This window comes from Paenarthrobacter sp. NPDC057981, from assembly GCF_042886835.1.
GTDB lineage: Bacteria > Actinomycetota > Actinomycetes > Actinomycetales > Micrococcaceae > Arthrobacter.
In genome coordinates, this window is record NZ_JBHVQI010000011.1 from 51524 (window position 1) to 73201 (window position 21678).

A 21678-nucleotide genomic window follows, 5' to 3' on the forward strand; every position below is an offset into this window, starting at 1 on the left:
GGAAAACTCCTTGTGGTCGGCCCGTGTTCGCCGGGCGCGGAACACTCTGTCCACGTTTAACCCTAGCGCCGTAGCGTGACGGTATGCGCATCCTGGTTCTCGGAGGTACTGCCTTCCTGTCAGCAGAAATAGCCCGGCAGGCGGTGGCCGCCGGGCATGATGTCACCTGTTTTGCCCGGGGTTCTTCGACCAACCCGCCCGACGGCGCCACCTGGGTGCGGGGCGATCGCGCCTTGGGTGCAGCAGCCTATGCGGAACTGGCAGGCGGCTGGGACGCGGTGGTGGACGTGTCCAGGGATCCGGTCCAGGCCCGGGATGCGTTGGAGGTGCTGGGACCTGGCACGGCGCACTGGACGTTCGTCTCCAGTTGTTCGGTGTATGCGGACCACTCAGTACCTGGCGCGGATGAAAGTGCGGCAGTGTTGGAGCCATTGCCCGAGGGGCGGCCGGGCAGCCCGGAAACCTATGGAGAGTCCAAATCAGCGATCGAGCACATGACGCTGGGCTTGGTGGGGGAGAAAGCGCACATTGTCCGGGCAGGGCTTATCAGTGGCCCAGGGGACGGTACTGACAGATATGGCTACTGGCCGGCCCGCTTCGCTGCAAACAGTGAAACCGTGCTGGTGCCGGACATAACCGCCGCTGCCATCCAGACCATCGACGTCCGGGATCTCGCTGCGTGGATTCTTCGATCCGCTGAAGGAGGGCTCACGGGCACGTTTAACGCCTTGGGTGACGTGGTGCGGTTCGGAGACTATATCGACCAATGCCGCGCTGAGGCGGGCTCCGGCGGAGACGATGTTATCCGCCCTTCCGAGGACTGGCTCGTGGAGCACGGCGTGGACTACTGGGCCGGGCCAGATTCACTGCCCCTGTGGCTTCCTCCGGGCCATGACGGTTTCCAAGCACGCTCCAATGGGGCCGCACGGCGTCGCGGGATGGTGTTGCGGCCATGGCAGGAAACCCTTGCAGCCACGCTGGCTGACGAGCGGATACGTGGCTTGGACCGGCCGCGCAAGGCCGGGCTCAGCCGCGGGACAGAACAAAGACTCGTGGCACAGTGGCGGGAGCAACAGCGTTAGGCGAGGGCCGCCGTCGTCGTCGGTTCGTGGTGGACCGGGAAGTTGACGCTCCTGGCGATGAAGCAGACCTGGTTTGCTTCATGATGCAGCTGCGCCATCAACGGCGCCTTCGACGGATCGGTGATGGTGACGTTCGGTTTGAGTGTCACGCTTTCGAATTGGCCGCTGCCGTCACGGTTGAGTTTCATGACGCCTTCGGCATTGTCCGTGTACTCCGTGACAACCACACCATGCTTGACGGCAACGTGCAGGAAGGACAGCATGTGGCACTGCGACAGAGCGGCGAGCAACAACTGCTCAGGGTTGTAGCGGGTCCGGTCTCCGTGGAAGGTGGGGTCCGCGGAACCCTTCAACGTGGGCAGCCCACTGATCTCGACGTCGTGGTCCCGCGAGTACGCGCGGTAGCCGGCGGTTCCCTCCCCGAGGTTTCCGGTCCAGCGGACGGTGAGCGCGTAGTGGTGTTCATTGAGCCCCATGCGGACAGTCTAGCCAAGCACAGCCGACTGCCCGCACGGGCCAACGAGCTTAGTTGTCAGCTGCCCTTGCACGGAGCGCACGGGCTACGCCGTCGCGGTTTTCCAACATCATTCGGCGAAGCGCAGCACTCTCCTCGGGAAGGGCCGCCAGGAATTCATCGGTACGGTCCACAGTAGCCTGCGTTGTGAGCTGGGCCGGGTAGAGACCCACCACGATCTGTTGGGCGAGGGCGTGGGTCCGCTCCTTGACGATCCCGGGCACCGCCTGGAAGTACTTTTCCGCGTACGGTTCCAGCAGGGCGGTGTCCGGGACGCGCATGAAGCCTGCCACCGCAGAGGACTGAAGCGCGTTCGAGAGTTCCCCCTTGACCACGATCGACTCCCACGCAGCTGCCTTGGCTTCCGGGGTAGGAATGGCCGCCTTGGCCTGTGCGGCAGCGTTCTGGCCATTGGAGGTGTTGTCACGGGCAAGTTCTTCGTCAATGCGTTCCTGGCCTTGACGGCCGCCGGCGACAAGGGCGGTCAGCAACTCCCAACGCATGTCCTGGTCAACAGTGAGCCCGTTGAGGGTGTCCGTCCCGTCCAGGAGAGCCTGCAGGCGGTCCAGTTGGGCGGCGCTCCGGGCGAGCTGCGCGTAGGACTTTGCAAACTGCAACTGGGCATCGGAACCAGGCTCCACTGAGGAGGCAAGCTCCCATAGCGTGTCCGCTGCTGCGATAGTCGTGTCGAGTTTGTGTTCGGCGGCGACGTAGTACGTCAAGGTGGTTGCCAGCTGGCGCAGCTGGACCAGAATCACCGAGGAGTCTGTTTCGTGGGCAATGTTGGCCAGGATCAGGTCCACGTAGCCACGCGCGGGTGTTTCGCCGTCGCGGGCAGCATCCCAGGCCGAGCCCCACACCAGGGTGCGTGGAAGGCTCGTGGCGAAGTCCTTGAGGTGCGCCTTTGCCGTGGCAAGGCTGTCCGGGTCCAGCCGGACTTTGGCATACGCGAGGTCGTCATCGTTGAGCAGGATCAGGTCCGGCCGGGTAAGTCCTGCCAGAGCCGGGACGTCGGTGCGGGCACCGTCGACGTCGAGTTCTTCACGGTGCGTGCGCTCCAGGGCACCTTTTGCTGACAGCGAATAGAAGCCGACCGCGAGGCGGTGCGGGCGCAGGGTGGGTTGCTCTTCGATGGCGGTCTGCAGGATCGCGAAGCTGGTGATCGTGCCGTCCGCCTCGACTGCAAGCTCCGGCGAAAGGGTGTTCACACCGGCTGTTTCGAGCCAAAGCTTCCCCCATTGGTCAAGGTCGCGCCCTGACGCGGCTTCGAGTTCCACCATGAGGTCAGCGAGCTCTGTGTTCTTCCAGGCGTGCTTGCTGAAATAGCTCCGGACTCCGGCCATGAACTGCTCAGGGCCTACCCAGGCCACCAGCTGTCGCAGGACAGAAGCGCCTTTGGCGTAGGTGATGCCATCGAAGTTGACCTCGACGTCCTCGAGATTGTTGATCTCGGCGAAGATCGGGTGGGTAGTGGGCAGCTGGTCCTGCTTGTAGGCCCAGGACTTCTCCACCGAGGCGAAGGTGGTCCACGCGTGGTCGAACTCGGTGTTTTCCACTGCGGCCAGGTGTGACATGTACTCGGCGAAGGACTCGTTGAGCCAAAGGTCGTTCCACCAGCGCATGGTGACGAGGTCGCCAAACCACATGTGCGCCAGTTCATGCAGGACCGTGATGGCCCGCCGTTCGATCTGTGCGCCGGTGACCTTGCCCCGGAACACATAGCCCTCGAGGATGGTCACGGCGCCTGCGTTCTCCATGGCGCCGGCATTGAACTCAGGGACGAACAACTGGTCGTACTTCTCAAACGGGTACGGGCAGCCGAACTGGGCCTCAAAGAATTCGAAGCCCTGGCGGGTCAGCTCAAAAATGTTGTCCGCGTCGAGGTACTGCATCAGCGATTTGCGGGCGAATACTCCCAGGGGAATGACCCTGCCGTCCGAACTGGTGACCTCGGACCGGACAGACTGGTACGGTCCGGCAATCAACGCAGTGACATAGGACGACAAGCGTGGAGTGGGTGCGAATTCCCAGACCGAGCGGGCGCCTCCGTCCTCACCAGGCGTGGTTTCTGAAGGAACCGGGGTGGGGGAGTTGGAGACAACGTCCCAGTGCGACGGTGCCGTGATCCTGAACGTGAAGCTGGCCTTCAGGTCCGGCTGTTCGAAGACGGCAAACATGCGGCGCGAGTCGGGAACCTCGAACTGGGTGTAGAGGTAGGCTTCCCCGTCCACGGGATCGACGAAGCGATGGAGGCCCTCACCGGTATTCATATAGGGGGCGTCCGCCACAACCGTAAGCTCGTTCTCGGCGGCAAGTCCCGGCAACTGGATGCGGATGCCGTCGGAAACTTCCGCGGGGTCCAGTTCTTTTCCGTTGAGCCTCACGCTGTGGACGGTGCGGGTGATGGCATCGATGAACGTCGATGCTCCCGGGGTGGCGGAAAATTGGACTGTGGTGGTGGATCCGAAGACTTCCGGCCCTTTCGTCAGATCCAAGGTGACGTCATAGGAGTCGACGGTGAGCAGTTCGGCGCGGTTCGCGGCTTCATCGCGCGTGAGGTTCAGGCCTGGCAAGTGGTGCCTCCGGGGATCGGGATGACCGGCCGGTCGGCCGGCCGCTGGTATGAAGTTATTCTTTCACTCCGCGGGCGGAAGGCAAGGAGTGATCGCCGCAGTGTCGCTCCCACGGAGTAGCGTTGGGATATGGGAATGATCCGCGAAAAACTGGATTTCCGCGCCTTGAGGTTCGCGGTTGCTTTTCCACTGCTGCTCGCCACTGGCTTTGTGGTGTGCGCCCAGATGCTGCGCAATGATCTTCCCAATCCCGTCGCGGTCATGTGGAGTGCCGACGGCGGCACGTCCTTCGCGCCTTTCGGCGCCTATGTCACTGGCGGCGCAGCCCTCATCACCTTCTGTGGGTGGGCGGTGTTCGTGCAGGCCGTCCCAATTTCCAGGCCCGTCATTATGCGGCGGGTGATGATGGGTGTTGGGCTGATGGTCAGCCTGTTCATCACCACCGTGCTCGCGGCCGGACTGGTAGGCCAAACCGGGGCAGTGGATGCCCGCGAGACCCATGTGGACCCCATTGTGCTGGCCATGGGCAGCGGAGCGGCGTTGGCGCTGGGCGTTGTCATGATGTTCGCTTTCAAGCCCGACCCTCGCTGGACGAGGGAAGATGATGCAGCGCTGCAGCAGGAGTTGGCACTCTTGGCGGACCCGGATCTGGCCCGCGACAGCCTCAGAATGTGGGTGCACGCCCGCAGTTCAGTTTTCGTCATGATCATGGTGTCGGCTATCTTTCCTGCTGCCTTGATTGCCATTGCGGTGCCGTGGCTTGGGGCCCTGATATCCCTGGCAGCACTGGTTGGTGCCGGGTTCCTGTTTGCCCGGGTCCGTGCTGACAGGGGCGGCTTGCAGGTGTTCGCTGGAGGCATCGTGCGGGTCCTGACCGTTCCCGCCGTCGAGATTTCCGCGGCTGCCGCTGCAGAGGTCAAAGCAGCCGATTACGGCGGGTGGGGTCTGAGGCACCACGACGACGCAACAGCCATGCTGGTGGGCAGCGGTCCTGCCGTAGTGGTCAGGAAACTCAACGGGGGCCGCGTTGCCTTGAGCGCAGGCACGCTTGCATCCGCCGACAGGCTTGCCGGAATCCTCAACAGGGCCGCGCACCGTGCGCGTGATGAGGGACAGGCTCCGCAACCCCGGTAGCGGTAATCTAGGTAGCGCATCCCTCAACGCCGCGCCCGGCAGATGCTGTGCCGCTGCCCAGAGCCGCTGCCAGCGCCGCACCGGCGCCCAGAAAAGAATGGACTTTCCGTGACTACACCCCGCGTCCACATCGCAACCGACCACGCCGGAATGGAACTGAGCGCACACTTGGTCAGCCACCTCACCGCGAAGGGCTACGAAGTAGTGGATCACGGCCCCAAGGAATACGACGCGCTGGATGACTACCCGTCGTTCTGCATCAATGCGGCCGTTGCAGTCGTCGCAGACCAGCAGGCGGGAGTTCACGCCCTGGGCATCGTGCTCGGCGGATCGGGAAACGGCGAGCAGATTGCGGCGAACAAGGTCAAAGGTGTCCGTGCTGCGCTGGTGTGGAACCTCTCCACGGCAAAACTGGCCCGCGAACACAACGACGCGAATGTCGTAGCAGTGGGAGGCCGCCAGCACTCTGTGGAGGAAGCAACGGAGCTTATCGAGGCCTTCCTGGAGGAACCCTTCAGCAACGATGAGCGACACGTACGCCGCATCGGCAAGATCGCCGTGTACGAAACCACCGGCGAAATCGTCCAGTAGTGCCGGAGGGGCATTCGATCCATAGGCTGGCCCGCCAATTCCAGGATGTCTTCGGCGGCCAGCGTTTGGAAGTCTCCAGCCCGCAGGGACGTTTTGTCGCCGGGGCCCAATTGCTGACAGGGCAAACGATGGTGGAGGCCCTGGCCCACGGGAAGCAGTTCTTCCTGAGGTTCGATCACGGGCTTTTCCTCCATGTCCACCTTGGGCTGTACGGCGCTTGGAGCTTTGGTGGGGACAGCACCTTTACCGGGTCCTCCAGTATCGGAGCTCCGCGCCGTATCGGTGAGCGGGAAAGCGGCGCCGGCCAGGTCGGTGGCCAGTATGTTGGGCCACCGCCGCCCGTGGGGGCGGTCCGTGTCCGCCTTGTATCGGAGCATGGCTGGGCAGATCTCAGGGGTGCTACCACCTGCGCAGCAATCACCGCGGCCGAGGCAGAAGCGGTCCTGGATCGCCTGGGACCTGATCCCCTCCATAACCGGCCTGGGGACCGGGAGGAATTCATCGGGCGCCTGCGCCGCCGCAAGACGGCGGTTGCCCTGCTGATGATGGACCAGTCCGTGCTGGCAGGGGTAGGCAACATCTACCGGGCCGAAGTGCTCTTTCGGCAGGCGGTGGATCCGTGGACGCCTGGGAACGGCATCGACATTGAAACCGCAGGCCGGCTGTGGGACGACACTGTCAGGACCATGGCCGACGGCGTCCGCGACGGCCGGATTGTTACGACACCGCCGTCATTGTGGAGCGGCGACGGGTCACAACCGCACGACGCCGATGCCCACTTTGTCTACAAGCGCGAGGGAATGCCCTGCCGGGCCTGCGGCACCCTCGTGGGGGTGACCGAAATAGGAGCGCGGAAACTCTACTGGTGCCCTGGCTGCCAAGTGTAGAAAGTCCCCGGCCTCCGCTACGGATGCTGGAAAACAGCGTGAAACACCAAAGGGCCCCGATCCGAGGATCGGGGCCCTTTGCGCTGGAGGGGACGACGGGAATCGAACCCGCGTAATCAGTTTGGAAGACTGAGGCTTTACCATTAAGCTACGTCCCCGAAAGGATCTCCTGTTCAGGACATCTTCCCGGTGGCTGTTCAAGCCGGGTATAACTAAACCTAATTCCGGCGGCGGTGTCAAATGTGCATTCTCGGCCCGCTTGCCCGTAGACTGTCCTGTGCATTCGGGGTGTAGCTCAGCTTGGCTAGAGCGCCTGCTTTGGGAGCAGGAAGTCGCAGGTTCAAATCCTGTCACCCCGACTCTGTGTTTGTGTCCGATTCCGGGACGCATCAGAACCCCATACCCACAAAATCAGGAGTACTTAGACTGTGAAGAGCGCTGTCGAGAACCTCACCGCAACGCGGGTCAAGCTCAACGTTGAGGTTCCCTTTGAGGAACTGAAGCCGAGCATCGATGCCGCGTACAAGACCGTTGCTTCGCAGATCCAGGTTCCCGGATTCCGCAAGGGCAAAGTTCCCTCCAAGCTCATCGACCAGCGCGTTGGCCGTGGTTATGTCCTGGAGACGGCCATCAACGATGGCCTCAACGGCTGGTACCAGGCCGCAGTCCAGGAAACCGGCGTTCGCCCCCTGAGCCGTCCCGAGGTTGAGATCACCGAGGTTCCGGATCCCTCCGCAACCGATGGCGAGCTGAAGTTCCAGGTGGAGATCGACGTCCGCCCCGAGATCGAGCTGCCGGACTACGCAGGCATCAAGGTTGAGGTTGCCGCTGCCGAATCCTCCGAGGCCGACGTCGACAAGTCCCTCGACGAACTGCGTGGCCGTTTCGGCACGCTGAAGTCCGTTGAGCGTCCTGCCAAGAACGATGACTTCCTCACCATCGACATCACCGCCACCATCGACGGCGAAGAAATCGACTCTGCTGCGGGCCTGTCCTACCAGGTAGGCGCCGGCACCATGCTCGAAGGCCTCGACGAAGCCGTGACCGGCCTGTCCGCCGACGAAGAGGCAATCTTCGACACAACGCTTGTTGGTGGCGACCACGCCGGCGAAGCTGCACAGGTAAAGGTTGTTGTGAAGGCTGTCAAGGAGCGCGAGCTCCCCGAGGCCAACGACGACTTCGCCCAGCTCGCTTCCGAGTTTGACACCCTTGCAGAGCTCCGCGAGGACCTCGCCAAGCAGGCTGCCGACTCCAAGGTTGTGGAGCAGGGCGTCGAGGCCCGCGACAAGGTCCTGGACAAGCTTGTTGAACTGGTAGAGGTTCCGGTTCCGGAATCCGTCGTTGAAGAGCAGCTTGAAGCTCACTTCAACCCGGAGAACGCCCACGGCGAAGGTGACCACGACACCGAGGAACACCGCGCCGAGGTCAAGGCCAACACCGAGCGCGCGTTCCAGAACGAAATCATCCTTGACGCCATTGCGGACAAGGAAGAAGTAGAGGTCAGCCAGAACGAGCTGATCGACTACATCGTGACCACCGCCAGCCAGTACGGCATGGACCCCAACCAGTTCGCTCAGATCATCGACCAGAGCGGCCAGGTTCCCATGATGGTTTCCGAGGTCCGCCGCCGTAAGGCACTGGCCGTTGTCCTGGGCCAGGCAGAAGTTGTCGACTCCGAGGGCAACACGGTTGACCTCAGCGACTTCGTCCGCCCCGCCGGCGAAGCAGCAGCCGAAGAAGCAGCCGCTGTAGAAGCAACGGAAGAGTCCGACGCCGTTGCAAGTGACGACCCCGCAGCAGTGAAGTTCTAAGCAACGACGTAAACCGACCCCGGATCTGATGATCCGGGGTCGGTTTCGTTTAACGCTGAACATTGGTGCTCAACGCAGACGTGCGCCGTCAGCGAACAGCGCGATTCCGGCGAACAAATCGCATCGGAAAACGGTTAGTGTCCAAGTAGTGAAGTTCAGTGACGTCACTGGCACCAGCGAGAGGTAAGTACTTATGTCACAGCAATCAGAGGCTCCCCGGATGGCAACTGTCGATCCCGCGGCCCAGGACAACTACATCTACAACCGCCTGCTGAAAGAGCGCATTATCTGGCTCGGCTCTGAAGTGCGTGACGAGAACGCCAACGCCATTTGCTCCCAGCTCCTCCTTCTCTCCGCCGAAGACCCTGAGAAGGACATCTACCTGTACATCAACTCGCCCGGCGGTTCGGTGACCGCCGGCATGGCCATTTACGACACCATGCAGTTCATTCCGAATGATGTTGTCACTGTGGCCACCGGACTCGCCGCTTCCATGGGCCAGTTCCTTCTGTCCTCAGGAACCAAGGGCAAGCGTTACGCCACCCCGAACGCACGTATCCTGATGCACCAGCCTTCCGGCGGTATCGGCGGAACGGCCTCGGACATCAAGATCCAGGCTGAGCTGATCCTGCACATGAAGAAGGTCATGGCGGAACTCACCGCTGAGCAGACCGGACAGACCGTGGAAACCATCCTCAAGGACAACGACCGCGACAAGTGGTTCACCGCCACTGAGGCCTTGGAATACGGCTTCTTCGACAAGATCTCGGCGCACGCCGGTTCTGTAGCTGGTGGCGGCGGTACGGCCAACCAGTCGAACTCCGAGAACTAACCCGGCACCAAAGAACCACTGAAAACCCAGGAGTAAGAACATGAACTACAACTTCGGATGGTCTGCCGGTAACCTCCCGTCCAGCCGTTACGTCCTGCCCCAGTTCGAAGAGCGCACGCCCTACGGCTTCAAGCGCCAGGACCCCTACACCAAGCTGTTCGAGGACCGCATCATCTTCCTTGGCGTCCAGGTCGATGACGCGTCGGCCGACGACATCATGGCCCAGCTGCTGGTCCTTGAGTCCACAGACCCGGACCGCGACATCACGTTGTACATCAACTCGCCCGGTGGTTCGTTCACGGCCATGACGGCGATCTACGACACCATGCAGTACATCCGTCCGGAGATCCAGACGGTGTGCCTGGGCCAGGCAGCCAGTGCGGCCGCCGTCCTGCTCGCCGCCGGCACCCCCGGGAAGCGCCTGGCACTGCCAAACGCCCGCGTCCTGATCCACCAGCCGGCCCTTTCCGGCGGCCAGGGTGGCCAGGCTTCGGACCTGGAGATCCAGGCCGCGGAGGTCATGCGCATGAGGACCTGGCTTGAGGACACGCTGGCCCACCACTCGGGTCGCACGTCGGAGCAGGTCAACAACGACATCGAACGTGACAAGATCCTGACGGCGGCCGAAGCCATGAGTTACGGACTGATCGACCAGGTTTTGGACTCCCGGAAGATCAAGCCGCAGGCAATCGCCCGGTAGCACACGGAATACGACGCCGGTGCGGTTCGCGAAATATGGACCGCACCGGCGTTCTGTTTCCACGCAAGCAGCCCATTGTGACCTAGAGTGGATGGTGTCACGGTGGTGCCAACCGCGGCTTGGCCGCACACTTGAGTACGGCGCGGAGCCGCATCACCCGCATGCAACGAAGGGATTCCCACATGGCTCGGATTGGTGAGAGCACGGATCTGCTGAAGTGTTCTTTCTGCGGAAAGAGCCAGAAGCAGGTGCGGAAGCTGATTGCCGGGCCCGGTGTGTACATCTGTGACGAGTGCATCGAGCTGTGCAACGAGATCATCGAAGAGGAGCTCGCGGAAGTTTCCGACCTCGGTAGCTTCGAATTGCCCAAGCCCCGCGAGATCTTCGATTTCCTGCAGGAATACGTCATTGGCCAGGAACCCGCCAAACGGTCCCTGGCAGTGGCTGTCTACAACCACTACAAGCGGATCCAGGCCGGCCACGCACCCAAGACCGGCAGCTTGGGGGAGGGCTCCCATCACGAGGATGTGGAGATCGCCAAGTCCAACATTTTGCTGATCGGGCCCACCGGTTGCGGTAAGACGTACTTGGCACAGACCCTGGCCCGGCGGCTCAATGTGCCGTTCGCCGTCGCCGATGCCACGGCCTTGACCGAAGCCGGCTACGTCGGCGAGGACGTCGAGAACATCCTCCTCAAGCTCATCCAGGCCGCCGACTACGACGTCAAGAAGGCCGAGCAGGGCATCATCTACATCGATGAGATCGACAAGATCTCCCGCAAGAGCGAAAACCCCTCGATCACACGCGATGTCTCCGGCGAGGGCGTACAGCAGGCGCTCCTGAAAATCCTTGAGGGTACAGTCGCCTCGGTCCCGCCCCAGGGCGGACGGAAGCACCCGCATCAGGAGTTCATCCAGATCGACACCACCAATGTCCTCTTCATCGTGGCGGGCGCCTTCGCCGGTCTTGAAGACATCATCGGTTCGCGGTCCGGGCGGAAGGGCATCGGCTTCGGTGCTCCGCTGAACGAAGCCCGCGATACCGTGGATACCTACGGCGAGGTCATGCCGGAGGATCTGCTGAAGTTCGGACTCATCCCTGAATTCATCGGCCGCCTCCCTGTCATCACCACCGTGTCCAGCCTTGACCGGCCGGCCCTAATCCAGATTTTGTCCACACCGAAGAATGCCCTGGTGAAGCAGTACCAGAAGATGTTCCAGCTCGACGGCGTGGAGTTGCAGTTCGAACAGGAAGCCTTGAACGCGATCGCCGACCAGGCCCTGGAGCGTGGAACCGGCGCACGTGGTCTGCGGGCCATCATGGAAGAAGTGCTGCTTCCGGTCATGTTTGATCTTCCCAGCCGCGATGACATAGCAACGGTGGTCATCACAGCCGATGCGGTTGCCAAGAAGGCCCAGCCAACCATGATCGCCCATGACGTAGTGGCCAAGCGACGGAATAAGTCCGCCTGAGCCGCCGTTGGCCAAAGGAGGAGCGGTTCTTCAGGGACCGCCGTGACTACCTACGTTTCCACTCTTGTCGAGGAGTTCTTTGTGTCCGAACAGATCGTGTCTGAAGTGACCGCGCCCGAAAACACCGTAAATAAAGCTGATTTCTGGTTCGACCCCGTCTGCCCCTTTGCCTGGATCACCTCGCGTTGGATCGGCGAGGTGGAGCAAGTACGCGGCATCGAGACCACCTGGCATGTGATGAGCCTGTCCGTCCTGAACGAAGGCCGCGACCTCCCGGCCGAGTACAGGGCCATGATGGATGACAGCTGGGGTCCTGTCCGCGTGATCATCGCGGCGCAGGAGCTCCATGGCAGCAGCTACGTCAAGCCGCTTTATGACGCCATGGGTGAGCAGATCCACCACGAGGGCAACAAAGACCGCGCTTCAGTGATCCAAAAAGCCTTGGCAGATACCGGGCTTCCCGCCGACCTGGCACGTTTCGCAGAGTCGGACGAATACGACGCCAAGCTGCGCGCCAGCCACGAGGCCGGTATCTCTTTGGTGGGCCAGGACGTCGGGACTCCGGTGGTCGCCGTCAATGGGACCGCGTTCTTCGGGCCTGTCCTCACCCGCATTCCGCGAGGCGAGGAAGCCGGGAAGCTTTGGGACGCGACAGTAACATTGGCCGGCTACCCGCACTTCTTTGAACTGAAGCGCAGCCGCACGGAGAGCCCGGAATTCAACTAGCTGCACCGGAGCGCTACTTCAGGAAGCGCGAGGTCCGGCGGTCGGCCAGGATTTTTCCGTTGGTCTGACAATGGGGGCAGTATTGGAGGGAGGTGTCCGCGAAGGACACCTCCCTTACTGTTTCCCCGCACACGGGGCACGGCAAACCTGTCCTGGCATGTACCCGGAAGTTGCTGCGCTTGGTGTCCTTGAGTTCGCTGGAGGGTTTTCCGGCAGCTGCGTTGACGGCGCCCACCAGGACTTCCTGCATCGAGTCATACAGGCGGGCCACCGTTTCGTTGTCCAGCGACTTTGCGATGGCAAACGGGGAGATCTTCGCGGCGTGGAGGATCTCATCACTGTAAGCGTTGCCGATGCCAGCGATCACGCTTTGGCTGCGTAACAGGCCTTTGATCTGTTGCGGGCTGGACTTCACTATGACGGCGAAAGCGGCTTCATCGAAGTCGGGGCTCAGCGGTTCAGGGCCCAGCGTCGCGATACCGGGAACGTCCTGCGGGTCCCTGACTACATAGATGGCCAGGCTCTTCTTGGTTCCGGCTTCTGTCAGGTCCACTCCGATGTGGGCGTCATCGGCGGGACGGTGGAACAGCAGCCTCGCCGAGATGTTGCTCTTCCCCATCCGCAACCCCGCGGAGGAAGGGTGCTCGGTGTAGCGGACCCAGCCTGCTTTGGCTAAATGGAAAATGAAGAAGAGCCCGTCCAGATCAAGGCAAACGAACTTTCCGAGCCGCCGCGCCCCCTGAACGGTCCTTCCCTCCAAGGCGCTGTAGGGAGGATCGGCAGTCTTGAGCGCAGAGAAGGAGTTGATGCGGACCTCGGTCAGCGTGGCTCCACGGAGTTGGGTGTCCAGGTACATGCACAGGCCGTGCACTTCGGGCAGTTCCGGCATGGACATTACTCTGCCACAGCTGCTCGAAGTTGGGCAGGATAACTACAGGTTTGTAGTTCTTTCCAAAGCCTTGTGCATCCCGGTCAGCGGGACAACAATTGTTCATACCCACTTCGAAAGAAGAGGGACACGGAAACCAAAGATTCAGTGATATGCAACCAACGCAGCCTTTGGCAAAGTTGGAAGCAAGCTACCTGTGACGAGGTAGGAAGACCTGAAATTCCAAGGATTCCGCCAGACTGTCAAGTCGTCACCGGACAGCCGAAAAGTCGAAGCCCCACCAACGGCAAAACGCTGATGGGGCTTCCCCTTTGCCCAAAATCCGATGGGCGCATGTGTCGCTTAAGAGGCCGGGGCCTCCTCGGCAGGGGCCAGGACGACGTCGCTGACGGTCAACTCACCCTCGCCTGACTGCAAAGTGATTTCCTGCGCGTTGGCTGCCGCCTTCAAGTCACCCAGACCGGCTTTCAGCTGCGCAACCAGTACCTCCGAAGCGGTGATGGAGGCGGAGAGCACCTCGGTGCGCTGCTTGACCTTGGCCTCGGACTTTGCCTTGCGGATGCCGCTCAGAGCGATACCGACCGTGCCAAGCATGGTGGTGTCGCCGTCGGTAATTTCGAGGGCAGTGGGCCATTCGGCGCGGTGGACCGAACCCGTGCGCCACCAGCCCCAGACCTCTTCGGTAGCGAAGGGAAGGAAGGGGGCGAAGAGGCGGAGCAACGAGTCCAGCGTCGTTGCCAGTGCAGCCAGGACGGAAGCCTGCTCGGACTCTCCGGCTGCGCCGTAGGCACGGTCCTTGATCAGTTCGACGTAGTCATCGGTGAACTGCCAGAAGAAGGACTCCGTGATTTGCAAAGCGCGGGCGTAATCGTAGTTGTCGAACGCCTTGGTGGACTGTGCCACGACGTCGGATAGTTGCGCCAGGAGCGCGCGGTCCAGCGGGTTGGTCAGAACCGAGAGATCCGACGTCACCACCGAGTTCTCAGTAGCGCCGAGGTTCAGCACGAACTTCGAAGCGTTGAGCAGCTTGATGGCCAAACGGCGGCCGATCTTCATCTGGGCGATCTCGTACGCGGTGTCAGCGCCGAGCTTGGCCGATGCTGCCCAGTAGCGGACCGCGTCCGATCCGTACTCGTTCAGCACATCGGTGGGTACCACCACGTTGCCCTTGGACTTGGACATCTTCTTGCGGTCCGGGTCCAGGATCCAGCCGGAGATGGCTGCATGCTTCCAGGGCGCGCTGTTCTGCAGTGCGTCGGCGCGCACTGCCGAGGAGAACAACCACGTACGGATAATGTCGTGTCCCTGCGGACGGAGGTCGAAGGGGTAGACCTTGGAAAACAGTTCGTCGTCCCGGCTCCAGCCACCAACGATCTGCGGCGTCAGCGAGGACGTGGCCCAGGTGTCGAGAACGTCGGCGTCTCCGGTGAAGCCGTTGGCCTGGTCGCGCTGGGACTCATCAAAACCGGGGGCAGCGTCTGCCGCCGGGTCGACGGGCAGCATCTCATCGGAAGGCAGGATGGGGTTGTCGTAGTCCGGATTGCCTTGGGCGTCGAGCGGGTACCACACCGGGATGGGCACGCCGAAGAAGCGCTGACGGGATACGAGCCAGTCACCGTTGAGGCCGGCGATCCAGTTCTCGTACCGGGAGCGCATGAAGGACGGGTGGAAGTTGATTTCCTGACCTCGGCCGATCAGGCGCTGGCGGCGTTCTTCGTCGCGGCCACCGTTGCGGATGTACCACTGACGGGAGGTGACAACCTCGAGCGGCTTGTCGCCCTTTTCGAAGAAGTTCACCGGGTGGGTGATCTTCTTGGGTTCGCCATCGAGCAGTTCGGCTGCCTTGAGCAGTTCAACCACTGCTTCCTTGGCGGAGAAGGCGGTCTTGCCTGCGATGGCTGCGTAGGCTTCCTTGCCGGCTTCGGTGGTAATCCATTCCGGGACGTCGGCGATGATGCGTCCGTCGCGGCCCATGATGGCGCGGGTAGGCAGCTGCAGTTCGCGCCACCAGGTGACGTCGGTCAGGTCGCCGAAGGTACAGACCATGGCAATACCGGAGCCCTTGTCCGCCTTGGCAAGCGGGTGGGCCTTGACCTCAAGCTCGACGTCGAACAAGGGCGACTTCACGGTCTTGCCGAACAGGGGCTGGTACCGCTCGTCGTCGGGGTTTGCCACCAGCGCTGCGCAGGCAGCCAGCAACTCGGGGCGTGTCGTCTCGATGAAGATCTTTTCGCCGTCTTCTGTGAAGAAGGGGTAGCGGTAGTAGGCGCCGGGGACTTCCCGGTCCTCGAGCTCGGCCTGGGCCACGGCCGTACGGAACGTGACATCCCACAGAGTGGGGGCTTCGGCCATGTAAGCGTCACCGGCCGCCAGGTTGGCCAGGAAGGCACGCTGCGAGACGGCGCGTGACGTGTCATCGATGGTGCGGTAGGTCAGGTCCCAGTCGACGGACAGGCCGAGCGTCTGGAAGAGGTTTTCGAAGACTTTCTCGTCCTCAACGGCGAGCTCTTCGCACAGTTCGATGAAGTTCTGGCGCGAAACGACGTCGAAATCGCGCTGGTTCTTCGCAGGCTGGGCAGGCGGGCGGTAGTCCGCGTTGTACGGGATGGCGGGATCGCAGCGAACACCGTAGTAGTTCTGGACACGGCGCTCCGTGGGCAGGCCGTTGTCGTCCCAACCCATGGGGTAGAAGACGTTCTTGCCGGTCATCCGCATGTAGCGGGCCTGGACGTCCGTCTGTGTGAAGGAGAACATGTGGCCCACGTGGAGCGAACCGGAAGCCGTCGGCGGGGGAGTGTCGATCGAGTAGACCTGCTCCCGGGTGGTGTCCGGGTTGAACTTGTAGGTTCCCTCTTCCAGCCAGCGCTGCGTCAAGGCAGCCTCGAGGCCTTCAAGGGCCGGCTTGTCGGGGACGTTAATGGGGGCGGTGGCGGGCGTGTCTGTACCCTGCGTTGATTCAGCCATGGACCAATTGTTTCATGGCTTGGCGTTACAACCCGCCGTGGGTCGAAGGCGAACGCCCGATAGGGTGGTGCCATGACTTTGGCAGCGCACAGCACCCCCGCAGCAGAGAACAAGACAGCCGTCGTCACGGGCGCCAGTACCGGAATCGGCGAGGCGACCGTGAAGGCCCTGGCGTCGAGCGGATGGACGGTGTTTGCCGTAGCCCGACGCGCAGACAGGATCGGTGCCCTGGGTGCCGAAACCGGCGCGGTGCCGTTCCCGGCAGACATTACCAACGACGACGACGTCGCGGCCCTTCTCGCGGCCGTCACCGAGGCCGGGGGTGCTGACACGCTCATTAACATCGCCGGCGGCGCGAGGGGCGCCGACACCATTGGAAACGCGGACACCGAGGACTGGGAATGGATGTACCAGGTCAACGTCCTGGGCACCATGAAAATCACCCGGGCCTTCCTGCCCATGCTGCGAGGGACCGGGGAAGGCACAGTCCTGAACCTCACGTCCACTGCAGGGCTGTCTGCCTACGAAGGCGGCGGGGGCTACAACGCCGCCAAATTTGCCCAGCACGCCATGACCAACGCGCTGCGGCTTGAGGAAGTTGGCAACAACATCCGCGTCATCGAAGTGGCTCCCGGATTGGTGTACACCGAGGAATTTGCGTTGAACAGGCTCGGGGACAAGGAAGCGGCAGCCAAGGTCTACGCCGGGGTGGAAAAGCCCTTGACGGCCGAGGACGTAGCCGACGTCGTCAAGTACGCGGTCTCGCTTCCGCACCACATCAATCTGGACCAGATCATAGTGCGCCCGGTAGCCCAGGCAGCGAACCACAAACTGATCCGCAAGCAGGACTAGCCCGCAGGAACAGCAAGCGTAGCGAGCAGAGCCGCGTGGTCCGAACCGGGCACTCTCTGAACCTGGTAGCCGCTGCTGCTGATCCGTTGGGACGTTACCAGATGGTCCAGCACCGTTCCCGGGAGCGGCGGCCCTTCCATGGGCCACGTAGGGGCGAAGCGCGCCATCGCTGCCGTTCCCACGTCCACCAGCTTGGCTCCGTCATTCCCGGAGTCCAGCATCTCCCGGAACTCCGCGTGGTCGTAGGACGCATTGAAGTCACCCATCAGCAACTGGGTACCAGGGCCTGAGGCTTGGCGGCCGATCTTGGCCAGATCGCTGCGCCACTGTTCGATCCTCTCGTCCACCGGAGGCAGGGCATGGACGTTCGTGAGATCCAGCGCCGACCTCTGGCCTGTCTTCGGGTCGGCTACCAGCACCCGGGTGACGGCCATGCGGAAAGGCGTGTCCGGAAGAAGTCCGTCGGCTTCCAGCGGGAAGACCGAGTAGACGGCGCCCCCGCCGGCATCGTCACGGGGATCGCTCACACGCTGGGGGAGGAGATCCATAAGACCTGCCGCTTGAAGACGATCCTCCAACCCCTGGGTGTGCTCCTGCAGTGCCAGAAGCTGGACACCGTTCTCCCGGACCAGCTGCACGATGGTCGCCGCATCGGCCTCGCCATATTCGGTGTTCAGGCTCATGACCTTCACGGAAGCAGTCGGTGTCCCGTCGGGCAGCCGTTCCGGCCTGCCGGCGTCGAAAGGGAACAACCAGAACAGCTGCGCTGCCAGCAGGGCCGCCGTCGTGATGATGACCCAGGCCCGGCGCCCGACCACGGCGAGGACCAGCGCCAGGGCCGCCGGGATGACCAGCCAGGGCGTGAACGCCACCAGCTGAACCACAGGCAAAGGCCACTGCGCAGGAATCGCCCGGAACAGGGAAACCCCCGCCGTGGGCACCGCCACGATCAGCGCAAACACCGTCCACGCAAGGGAGGGGCGGTGTCGGGCGGGGCTTCCGGCCTGCAGGGCAGGTGCGTGGTTGGACATGGACCCGAGTCTAGGCAGCTCCGCGGCGTCAGGCCGTCCTCCTCAAGGATGACCCTGTGAGTGGAGCAGCACGCCCGGCTGCCGCTAGACTAAAGGGACCAGCATCGACCCGGCTATCACCGGTGAGCTTCCGGAAGAACCGCAGTGAGTGCCAAAACGGCAAGCAGTGCCCAGTAGAACCGGACGGGTAAGCCCGTCACAGCAGTAATGAGAGGCCGGAACCCCGTGTTCCGGTAAGTGAGGTGGTACCGCGGTACCTGAGCTGCCGACAGGCAGAACAGAAGCCGTCCTCGCATCCTGACAGTCAACCAGCTATCACAGGATATGAGATGACCCACTACCCCAAGGCCTCAGCGTCTTCGTCCGGCGCGCAAGGCGTGTCCGCCTCCGTGAAGTTCCCGGAAATCGAAGAGCGCATCCTCAAATACTGGGATGAAGACGGCACGTTCCAGGCCAGCATCGACCAGCGCGACGCCGGGCAAGACGGCAGCAACGAGTTCGTCTTCTACGACGGGCCTCCCTTCGCCAACGGACTCCCGCACTATGGACACCTGCTGACCGGTTACGCCAAGGACCTGGTGGGTCGCTTCCAGACTCAGCGCGGCAAGCGCGTCGAACGCCGCTTCGGCTGGGACACCCACGGCCTCCCCGCTGAGCTGGAAGCCATGAAGCAACTGGGCATGACCGACAAGACCCAGATCGAAGCCATGGGCATCGACAAATTCAATGACGCCTGCCGGGCCTCCGTCATGAAGTACGCCAACGAGTGGAAGGCCTACGTCACCCGCCAGGCCCGCTGGGTTGACTTCGAGAACGACTACAAGACACTTAACGTCGAGTACATGGAGTCGGTCCTCTGGGCCTTCAAGCAGTTGCACGAGAAGGGCCTGACCTACAACGGCTACCGCGTCCTCCCGTACTGCTGGAAGGACGAGACCCCCTTGTCCAACCACGAACTCCGCATGGACGATGACGTCTACAAGAACCGCCAAGACCAGACCGTCACGGTCACCTTCCCGATCAAGGCAGGGGAGACCGAGGTTTCCCGGGAGCTTGCGGGTGTGCAGGCGCTCGCCTGGACCACCACCCCTTGGACGTTGCCCACGAACCTGGCGCTCGCCGTCGGACCTGACATCAGTTACGCCGTCCTGCCCGCTGGACCGAACGGCGTCAAAGCCGCTTCCGCAGAGGCGCCGGTGACCGGCAGCTTCCTGCTGGCTGCCGACCTTGTGGGGTCCTACGCCAAGGACCTGGGGTACGACGACGGCGCTGCCGCAACCGCCGCCGTTACGGCCACCTACACGGGCTCCCAGCTTGAGGGCCTCGAATACGAACCTCTCTGGAACGACTTCGCCGACACGGAGAAATACGGTACTCAGAACGCCTGGCGCGTCCTCGTAGCGGAGTACGTCACCACCACAGACGGTACGGGCATCGTCCACCAGGCCCCCGCCTACGGTGAGGATGACCAGAAGGTCTGTGAGGCTGCGGGAATTCCGGTTGTCCTCTCGGTGGATGAGGGCGCCAAGTTCCTGCCGCTGTTCGCCCACGGTGAGCTCGCCGACATCGTTGGCCTGCAGGTCTTCGACGCCAACAAGCCCATCACCCAGGTGCTGCGCGCAGATGGCCGCCTGGTCCGCCAGGCCAGCTATGAGCACAGCTACCCGCATTGCTGGCGTTGCCGCAACCCCCTGATCTACCGGGCGGTCTCCTCCTGGTACGTGGAGGTCACCAAGTTCAAGGACCGCATGTCGGAGCTGAACCAGGAGATCAACTGGATCCCCGGCAACGTCAAGGACGGCCAGTTCGGCAAGTGGCTCGACAACGCCCGTGACTGGTCCATCAGCCGCAACCGTTACTGGGGCTCGCCCATCCCGGTGTGGCAGTCCGACGACCCCGAATACCCGCGCACGGACGTCTACGGCTCCCTGGCCGACCTTGAAGCCGACTTCGGCCGCCTGCCCGTCAACAACGAGGGCCAGGTGGACCTGCACCGGCCGTTCATCGACGAACTGACGCGCCCGAACCCGGACGACCCCACCGGCAAATCCACCATGCGCCGCGTGGAGGATGTCCTGGACGTCTGGTTCGACTCCGGCTCCATGCCCTACGGCCAGGTGCACTACCCGTTCCAGAACGAAGACTGGTTCGACACGCACAACCCCGCGGACTTCATCGTGGAGTACATCGGGCAGACCCGTGGCTGGTTCTACATGCTTCACATCCTGTCCACGGCCCTGTTCGACCGGCCCGCTTTCCGCAACGTGATCAGCCACGGCATCGTGCTGGGTTCCGATGGGCAGAAGATGTCCAAGAGCCTGCGGAACTACCCGGACGTCTCCGAGGTCCTGGACCGCGATGGCTCCGACGCCATGCGCTGGTTCCTCATGTCCAGCCCCATCCTCCGTGGTGGAAACCTGATCGTCACCGAACAGGGCATCCGCGACGGTGTACGCCAGGTCATCCTGCCGCTTTGGAACGTATACAGCTTCTTCACGCTCTACACGAACGCCGCCAACGGTGGTTCCGGCTACGACGCGAAGCTTCGTTACGACGGTTACGCTGACACCCTGGACCAATACCTCCTGGCCAACACCGGGGACCTCGTCCGCAAGGTCACCGAAAGCCTGGACGCCTACGACATCTCCGGTGCCTGCGATGAACTCCGCAGCTACCTGGACATGCTCACTAACTGGTACGTCCGCCGCAGCCGCCAGCGCTTCTTTGACGAGAACGTCGATGCCTTCGACGCACTGCACACGGCGCTGGAAACTGTGTGCCGCGTGGCAGCGTCCCTGCTGCCGCTCGTCTCCGAAGAGATCTGGCGTGGCTTGACCGGTGGCCGTTCGGTCCACCTGGCCGACTGGCCGGACGCTTCCCTGTTCCCGTCCAACCCGGAATTGGTCGAAGCCATGGACCGCGTCCAGCAGATCTGTTCCACAGGTTCCAGCCTTCGCAAGGCCGCGAACCTTCGCGTTCGCCTGCCGTTGCAGGAACTGACGGTCGTGGCACCTGGCGCGGATGCGCTGGAAGGTTTCGCCGCCGTCGTCGCCGATGAGCTCAACCTGCGCTCGGTGCGGCTGCTGGACGCTGCCACGGCCTCACCCGAGGAGTTTGGCATCGAGCAGAAGCTCGTGGTCAATGCCCGTGCCGCCGGCCCGCGCTTGGGCAAGAACGTCCAGCAGGCCATCAAGGGTTCCAAGTCCGGCGATTGGTCCGTGAACGACGCCGGTGTGGTTGTTGCCGGTGGCCTGGAACTTGAACCGCAGGAATACACGCTGGAAACCGTGGTGTCGGACTCGGTCGACGGCGGTTCCGCTTCAGTTGCGGTGCTGCCAGGTGGCGGATTCGTGGTCCTGAACACCGAGGTCACCCCCGAACTCGCGGCCGAGGGCCTCGCCCGTGACATGGTCCGCGCCATCCAGCAGGCACGCAAGGATGCCGGCTTCAATGTGAGCGACCGTATCAACACCACGGTGGAAGCACAGCAGGACGTCGTCGATGCCCTCAAGGCCAACTCAGGGCTGGTCAAGACGGAAACGCTGACCTTGGAGCTGGAAACCCTGGTTTCGGGCGCGGGAGAACCCCGGATCACCGTAGAGAAGGCAGGGGCCTGAGCC

Annotated in this window: 16 protein-coding genes and 2 tRNA genes; 12 read left to right on the plus strand and 6 right to left on the minus strand. The window is 62.7% G+C overall.

Going from position 1 to position 21678, the window contains the following annotated elements; translation table 11 throughout:
- Positions 1-83: 83 nt before the first annotated feature.
- Positions 84-1082, plus strand: coding sequence for an epimerase (locus tag ACFVSI_RS12000; RefSeq protein ID WP_387823609.1), 999 nt, complete (start codon positions 84-86; stop codon positions 1080-1082).
- Here ACFVSI_RS12000 and ACFVSI_RS12005 read toward each other — a convergent pair.
- Positions 1079-1558: an OsmC family protein gene (locus tag ACFVSI_RS12005; RefSeq protein ID WP_387823612.1), complete on the minus strand. Its 480-nt coding sequence runs from the start codon at positions 1556-1558 to the stop codon at positions 1079-1081. The two genes, ACFVSI_RS12000 and ACFVSI_RS12005, sit on opposite strands and share 4 nt — an antisense overlap.
- A 49-nt stretch (positions 1559-1607) precedes the next feature.
- Complete coding sequence (pepN, locus tag ACFVSI_RS12010; RefSeq protein WP_387823615.1) at positions 1608-4169, minus strand: aminopeptidase N; 2562 nt, start codon at positions 4167-4169, stop codon at positions 1608-1610.
- Positions 4170-4298: 129 nt separating this feature from the next.
- Here pepN and ACFVSI_RS12015 point away from each other — a divergent pair, with 129 nt between their 5' ends.
- From ACFVSI_RS12015 to ACFVSI_RS12025, 3 genes are all read left to right on the plus strand, one after another.
- Entirely contained in the window at positions 4299-5303 is a 1005-nt protein-coding gene (locus ACFVSI_RS12015; RefSeq protein ID WP_387823617.1) for a hypothetical protein, read from the plus strand.
- Positions 5304-5411: 108 nt separating this feature from the next.
- Positions 5412-5894 (plus strand): ribose-5-phosphate isomerase, encoded by a 483-nt coding sequence (locus tag ACFVSI_RS12020; RefSeq protein ID WP_387823620.1) that lies wholly within the window; start codon positions 5412-5414, stop codon positions 5892-5894.
- Complete coding sequence (locus ACFVSI_RS12025; protein WP_387823622.1) at positions 5894-6781, plus strand: Fpg/Nei family DNA glycosylase; 888 nt, start codon at positions 5894-5896, stop codon at positions 6779-6781. The genes ACFVSI_RS12020 and ACFVSI_RS12025 overlap by 1 nt, the downstream gene beginning before the upstream one ends.
- 84 nt (positions 6782-6865) lie before the next feature.
- Here ACFVSI_RS12025 and ACFVSI_RS12030 read toward each other — a convergent pair.
- Positions 6866-6939: transfer RNA gene (locus ACFVSI_RS12030), tRNA-Gly, on the minus strand.
- 126 nt (positions 6940-7065) lie between these two features.
- Here ACFVSI_RS12030 and ACFVSI_RS12035 point away from each other — a divergent pair.
- The 6 genes from ACFVSI_RS12035 to ACFVSI_RS12060 all read left to right on the plus strand — a co-directional run bounded on the left by ACFVSI_RS12035 (position 7066) and on the right by ACFVSI_RS12060 (position 12322).
- Positions 7066-7140, plus strand: a tRNA-Pro gene (locus ACFVSI_RS12035).
- A 69-nt stretch (positions 7141-7209) separates the two neighbouring features.
- Positions 7210-8592 carry a trigger factor gene (gene tig, locus ACFVSI_RS12040; protein WP_387823625.1) on the plus strand — a complete coding sequence of 461 codons (1383 nt, stop codon included), beginning with the start codon at positions 7210-7212 and terminating at the stop codon, positions 8590-8592.
- Positions 8593-8812: 220 nt separating this feature from the next.
- Entirely contained in the window at positions 8813-9424 is a 612-nt protein-coding gene (locus ACFVSI_RS12045; protein WP_315973345.1) for an ATP-dependent Clp protease proteolytic subunit, read from the plus strand.
- A gap of 40 nt (positions 9425-9464) precedes the next feature.
- Positions 9465-10124, plus strand: a complete 660-nt coding sequence (locus ACFVSI_RS12050; protein WP_144659025.1) for an ATP-dependent Clp protease proteolytic subunit — start codon at positions 9465-9467, stop codon at positions 10122-10124.
- Between the two features lie 182 nt (positions 10125-10306).
- The gene (gene clpX / locus ACFVSI_RS12055) at positions 10307-11596 is read left to right on the plus strand and encodes an ATP-dependent Clp protease ATP-binding subunit ClpX (RefSeq protein ID WP_144659024.1); all 1290 of its coding nucleotides are present in this window, start codon (positions 10307-10309) and stop codon (positions 11594-11596) included.
- Positions 11597-11677: 81 nt separating this feature from the next.
- A complete protein-coding gene (locus tag ACFVSI_RS12060) occupies positions 11678-12322 on the plus strand; it encodes a DsbA family protein (RefSeq protein WP_387823774.1) in 645 nt (214 codons plus the stop codon).
- A 13-nt stretch (positions 12323-12335) separates the two neighbouring features.
- Here the strand turns inward: ACFVSI_RS12060 and ACFVSI_RS12065 are convergent, their stop codons facing one another.
- Together ACFVSI_RS12065 and valS are read right to left on the minus strand one after the other, a co-directional pair.
- Positions 12336-13211 carry an Fpg/Nei family DNA glycosylase gene (locus ACFVSI_RS12065; protein ID WP_387823629.1) on the minus strand — a complete coding sequence of 292 codons (876 nt, stop codon included), beginning with the start codon at positions 13209-13211 and terminating at the stop codon, positions 12336-12338.
- Positions 13212-13553: 342 nt separating this feature from the next.
- Positions 13554-16175, minus strand: a complete 2622-nt coding sequence (gene valS / locus ACFVSI_RS12070; RefSeq protein ID WP_387823632.1) for a valine--tRNA ligase — start codon at positions 16173-16175, stop codon at positions 13554-13556.
- Between the two features lie 72 nt (positions 16176-16247).
- Here valS and ACFVSI_RS12075 point away from each other — a divergent pair, with 72 nt between their 5' ends.
- Entirely contained in the window at positions 16248-17027 is a 780-nt protein-coding gene (locus tag ACFVSI_RS12075; protein WP_387823635.1) for an SDR family oxidoreductase, read from the plus strand.
- Here the strand turns inward: ACFVSI_RS12075 and ACFVSI_RS12080 are convergent.
- Positions 17024-18058, minus strand: a complete 1035-nt coding sequence (locus ACFVSI_RS12080; RefSeq protein ID WP_387823638.1) for an endonuclease/exonuclease/phosphatase family protein — start codon at positions 18056-18058, stop codon at positions 17024-17026. The genes ACFVSI_RS12075 and ACFVSI_RS12080 overlap by 4 nt on opposite strands.
- A gap of 329 nt (positions 18059-18387) precedes the next feature.
- Between ACFVSI_RS12080 and ileS the strand changes: the two genes are divergently transcribed.
- Positions 18388-21675, plus strand: a complete 3288-nt coding sequence (gene ileS / locus ACFVSI_RS12085; RefSeq protein WP_387823640.1) for an isoleucine--tRNA ligase — start codon at positions 18388-18390, stop codon at positions 21673-21675.
- Positions 21676-21678: the final 3 nt, after the last annotated feature.

Coding starts and splice junctions, on each gene's coding strand:
- ACFVSI_RS12075 (WP_387823635.1), top strand. CDS start 16,248: ATGACTTTGGCAGCGCACAGCACCCCCGCAGCAGAGAACAAGACAGCC.
- ACFVSI_RS12050 (WP_144659025.1), top strand. CDS start 9,465: ATGAACTACAACTTCGGATGGTCTGCCGGTAACCTCCCGTCCAGCCGT.
- ACFVSI_RS12065 (WP_387823629.1), bottom strand. CDS start 13,211: ATGCCGGAACTGCCCGAAGTGCACGGCCTGTGCATGTACCTGGACACC.
- ACFVSI_RS12005 (WP_387823612.1), bottom strand. CDS start 1,558: ATGGGGCTCAATGAACACCACTACGCGCTCACCGTCCGCTGGACCGGA.
- valS (WP_387823632.1), bottom strand. CDS start 16,175: ATGGCTGAATCAACGCAGGGTACAGACACGCCCGCCACCGCCCCCATT.
- ACFVSI_RS12015 (WP_387823617.1), top strand. CDS start 4,299: ATGGGAATGATCCGCGAAAAACTGGATTTCCGCGCCTTGAGGTTCGCG.
- ileS (WP_387823640.1), top strand. CDS start 18,388: ATGACCCACTACCCCAAGGCCTCAGCGTCTTCGTCCGGCGCGCAAGGC.
- ACFVSI_RS12000 (WP_387823609.1), top strand. CDS start 84: ATGCGCATCCTGGTTCTCGGAGGTACTGCCTTCCTGTCAGCAGAAATA.
- ACFVSI_RS12045 (WP_315973345.1), top strand. CDS start 8,813: ATGGCAACTGTCGATCCCGCGGCCCAGGACAACTACATCTACAACCGC.
- clpX (WP_144659024.1), top strand. CDS start 10,307: ATGGCTCGGATTGGTGAGAGCACGGATCTGCTGAAGTGTTCTTTCTGC.
- ACFVSI_RS12080 (WP_387823638.1), bottom strand. CDS start 18,058: ATGTCCAACCACGCACCTGCCCTGCAGGCCGGAAGCCCCGCCCGACAC.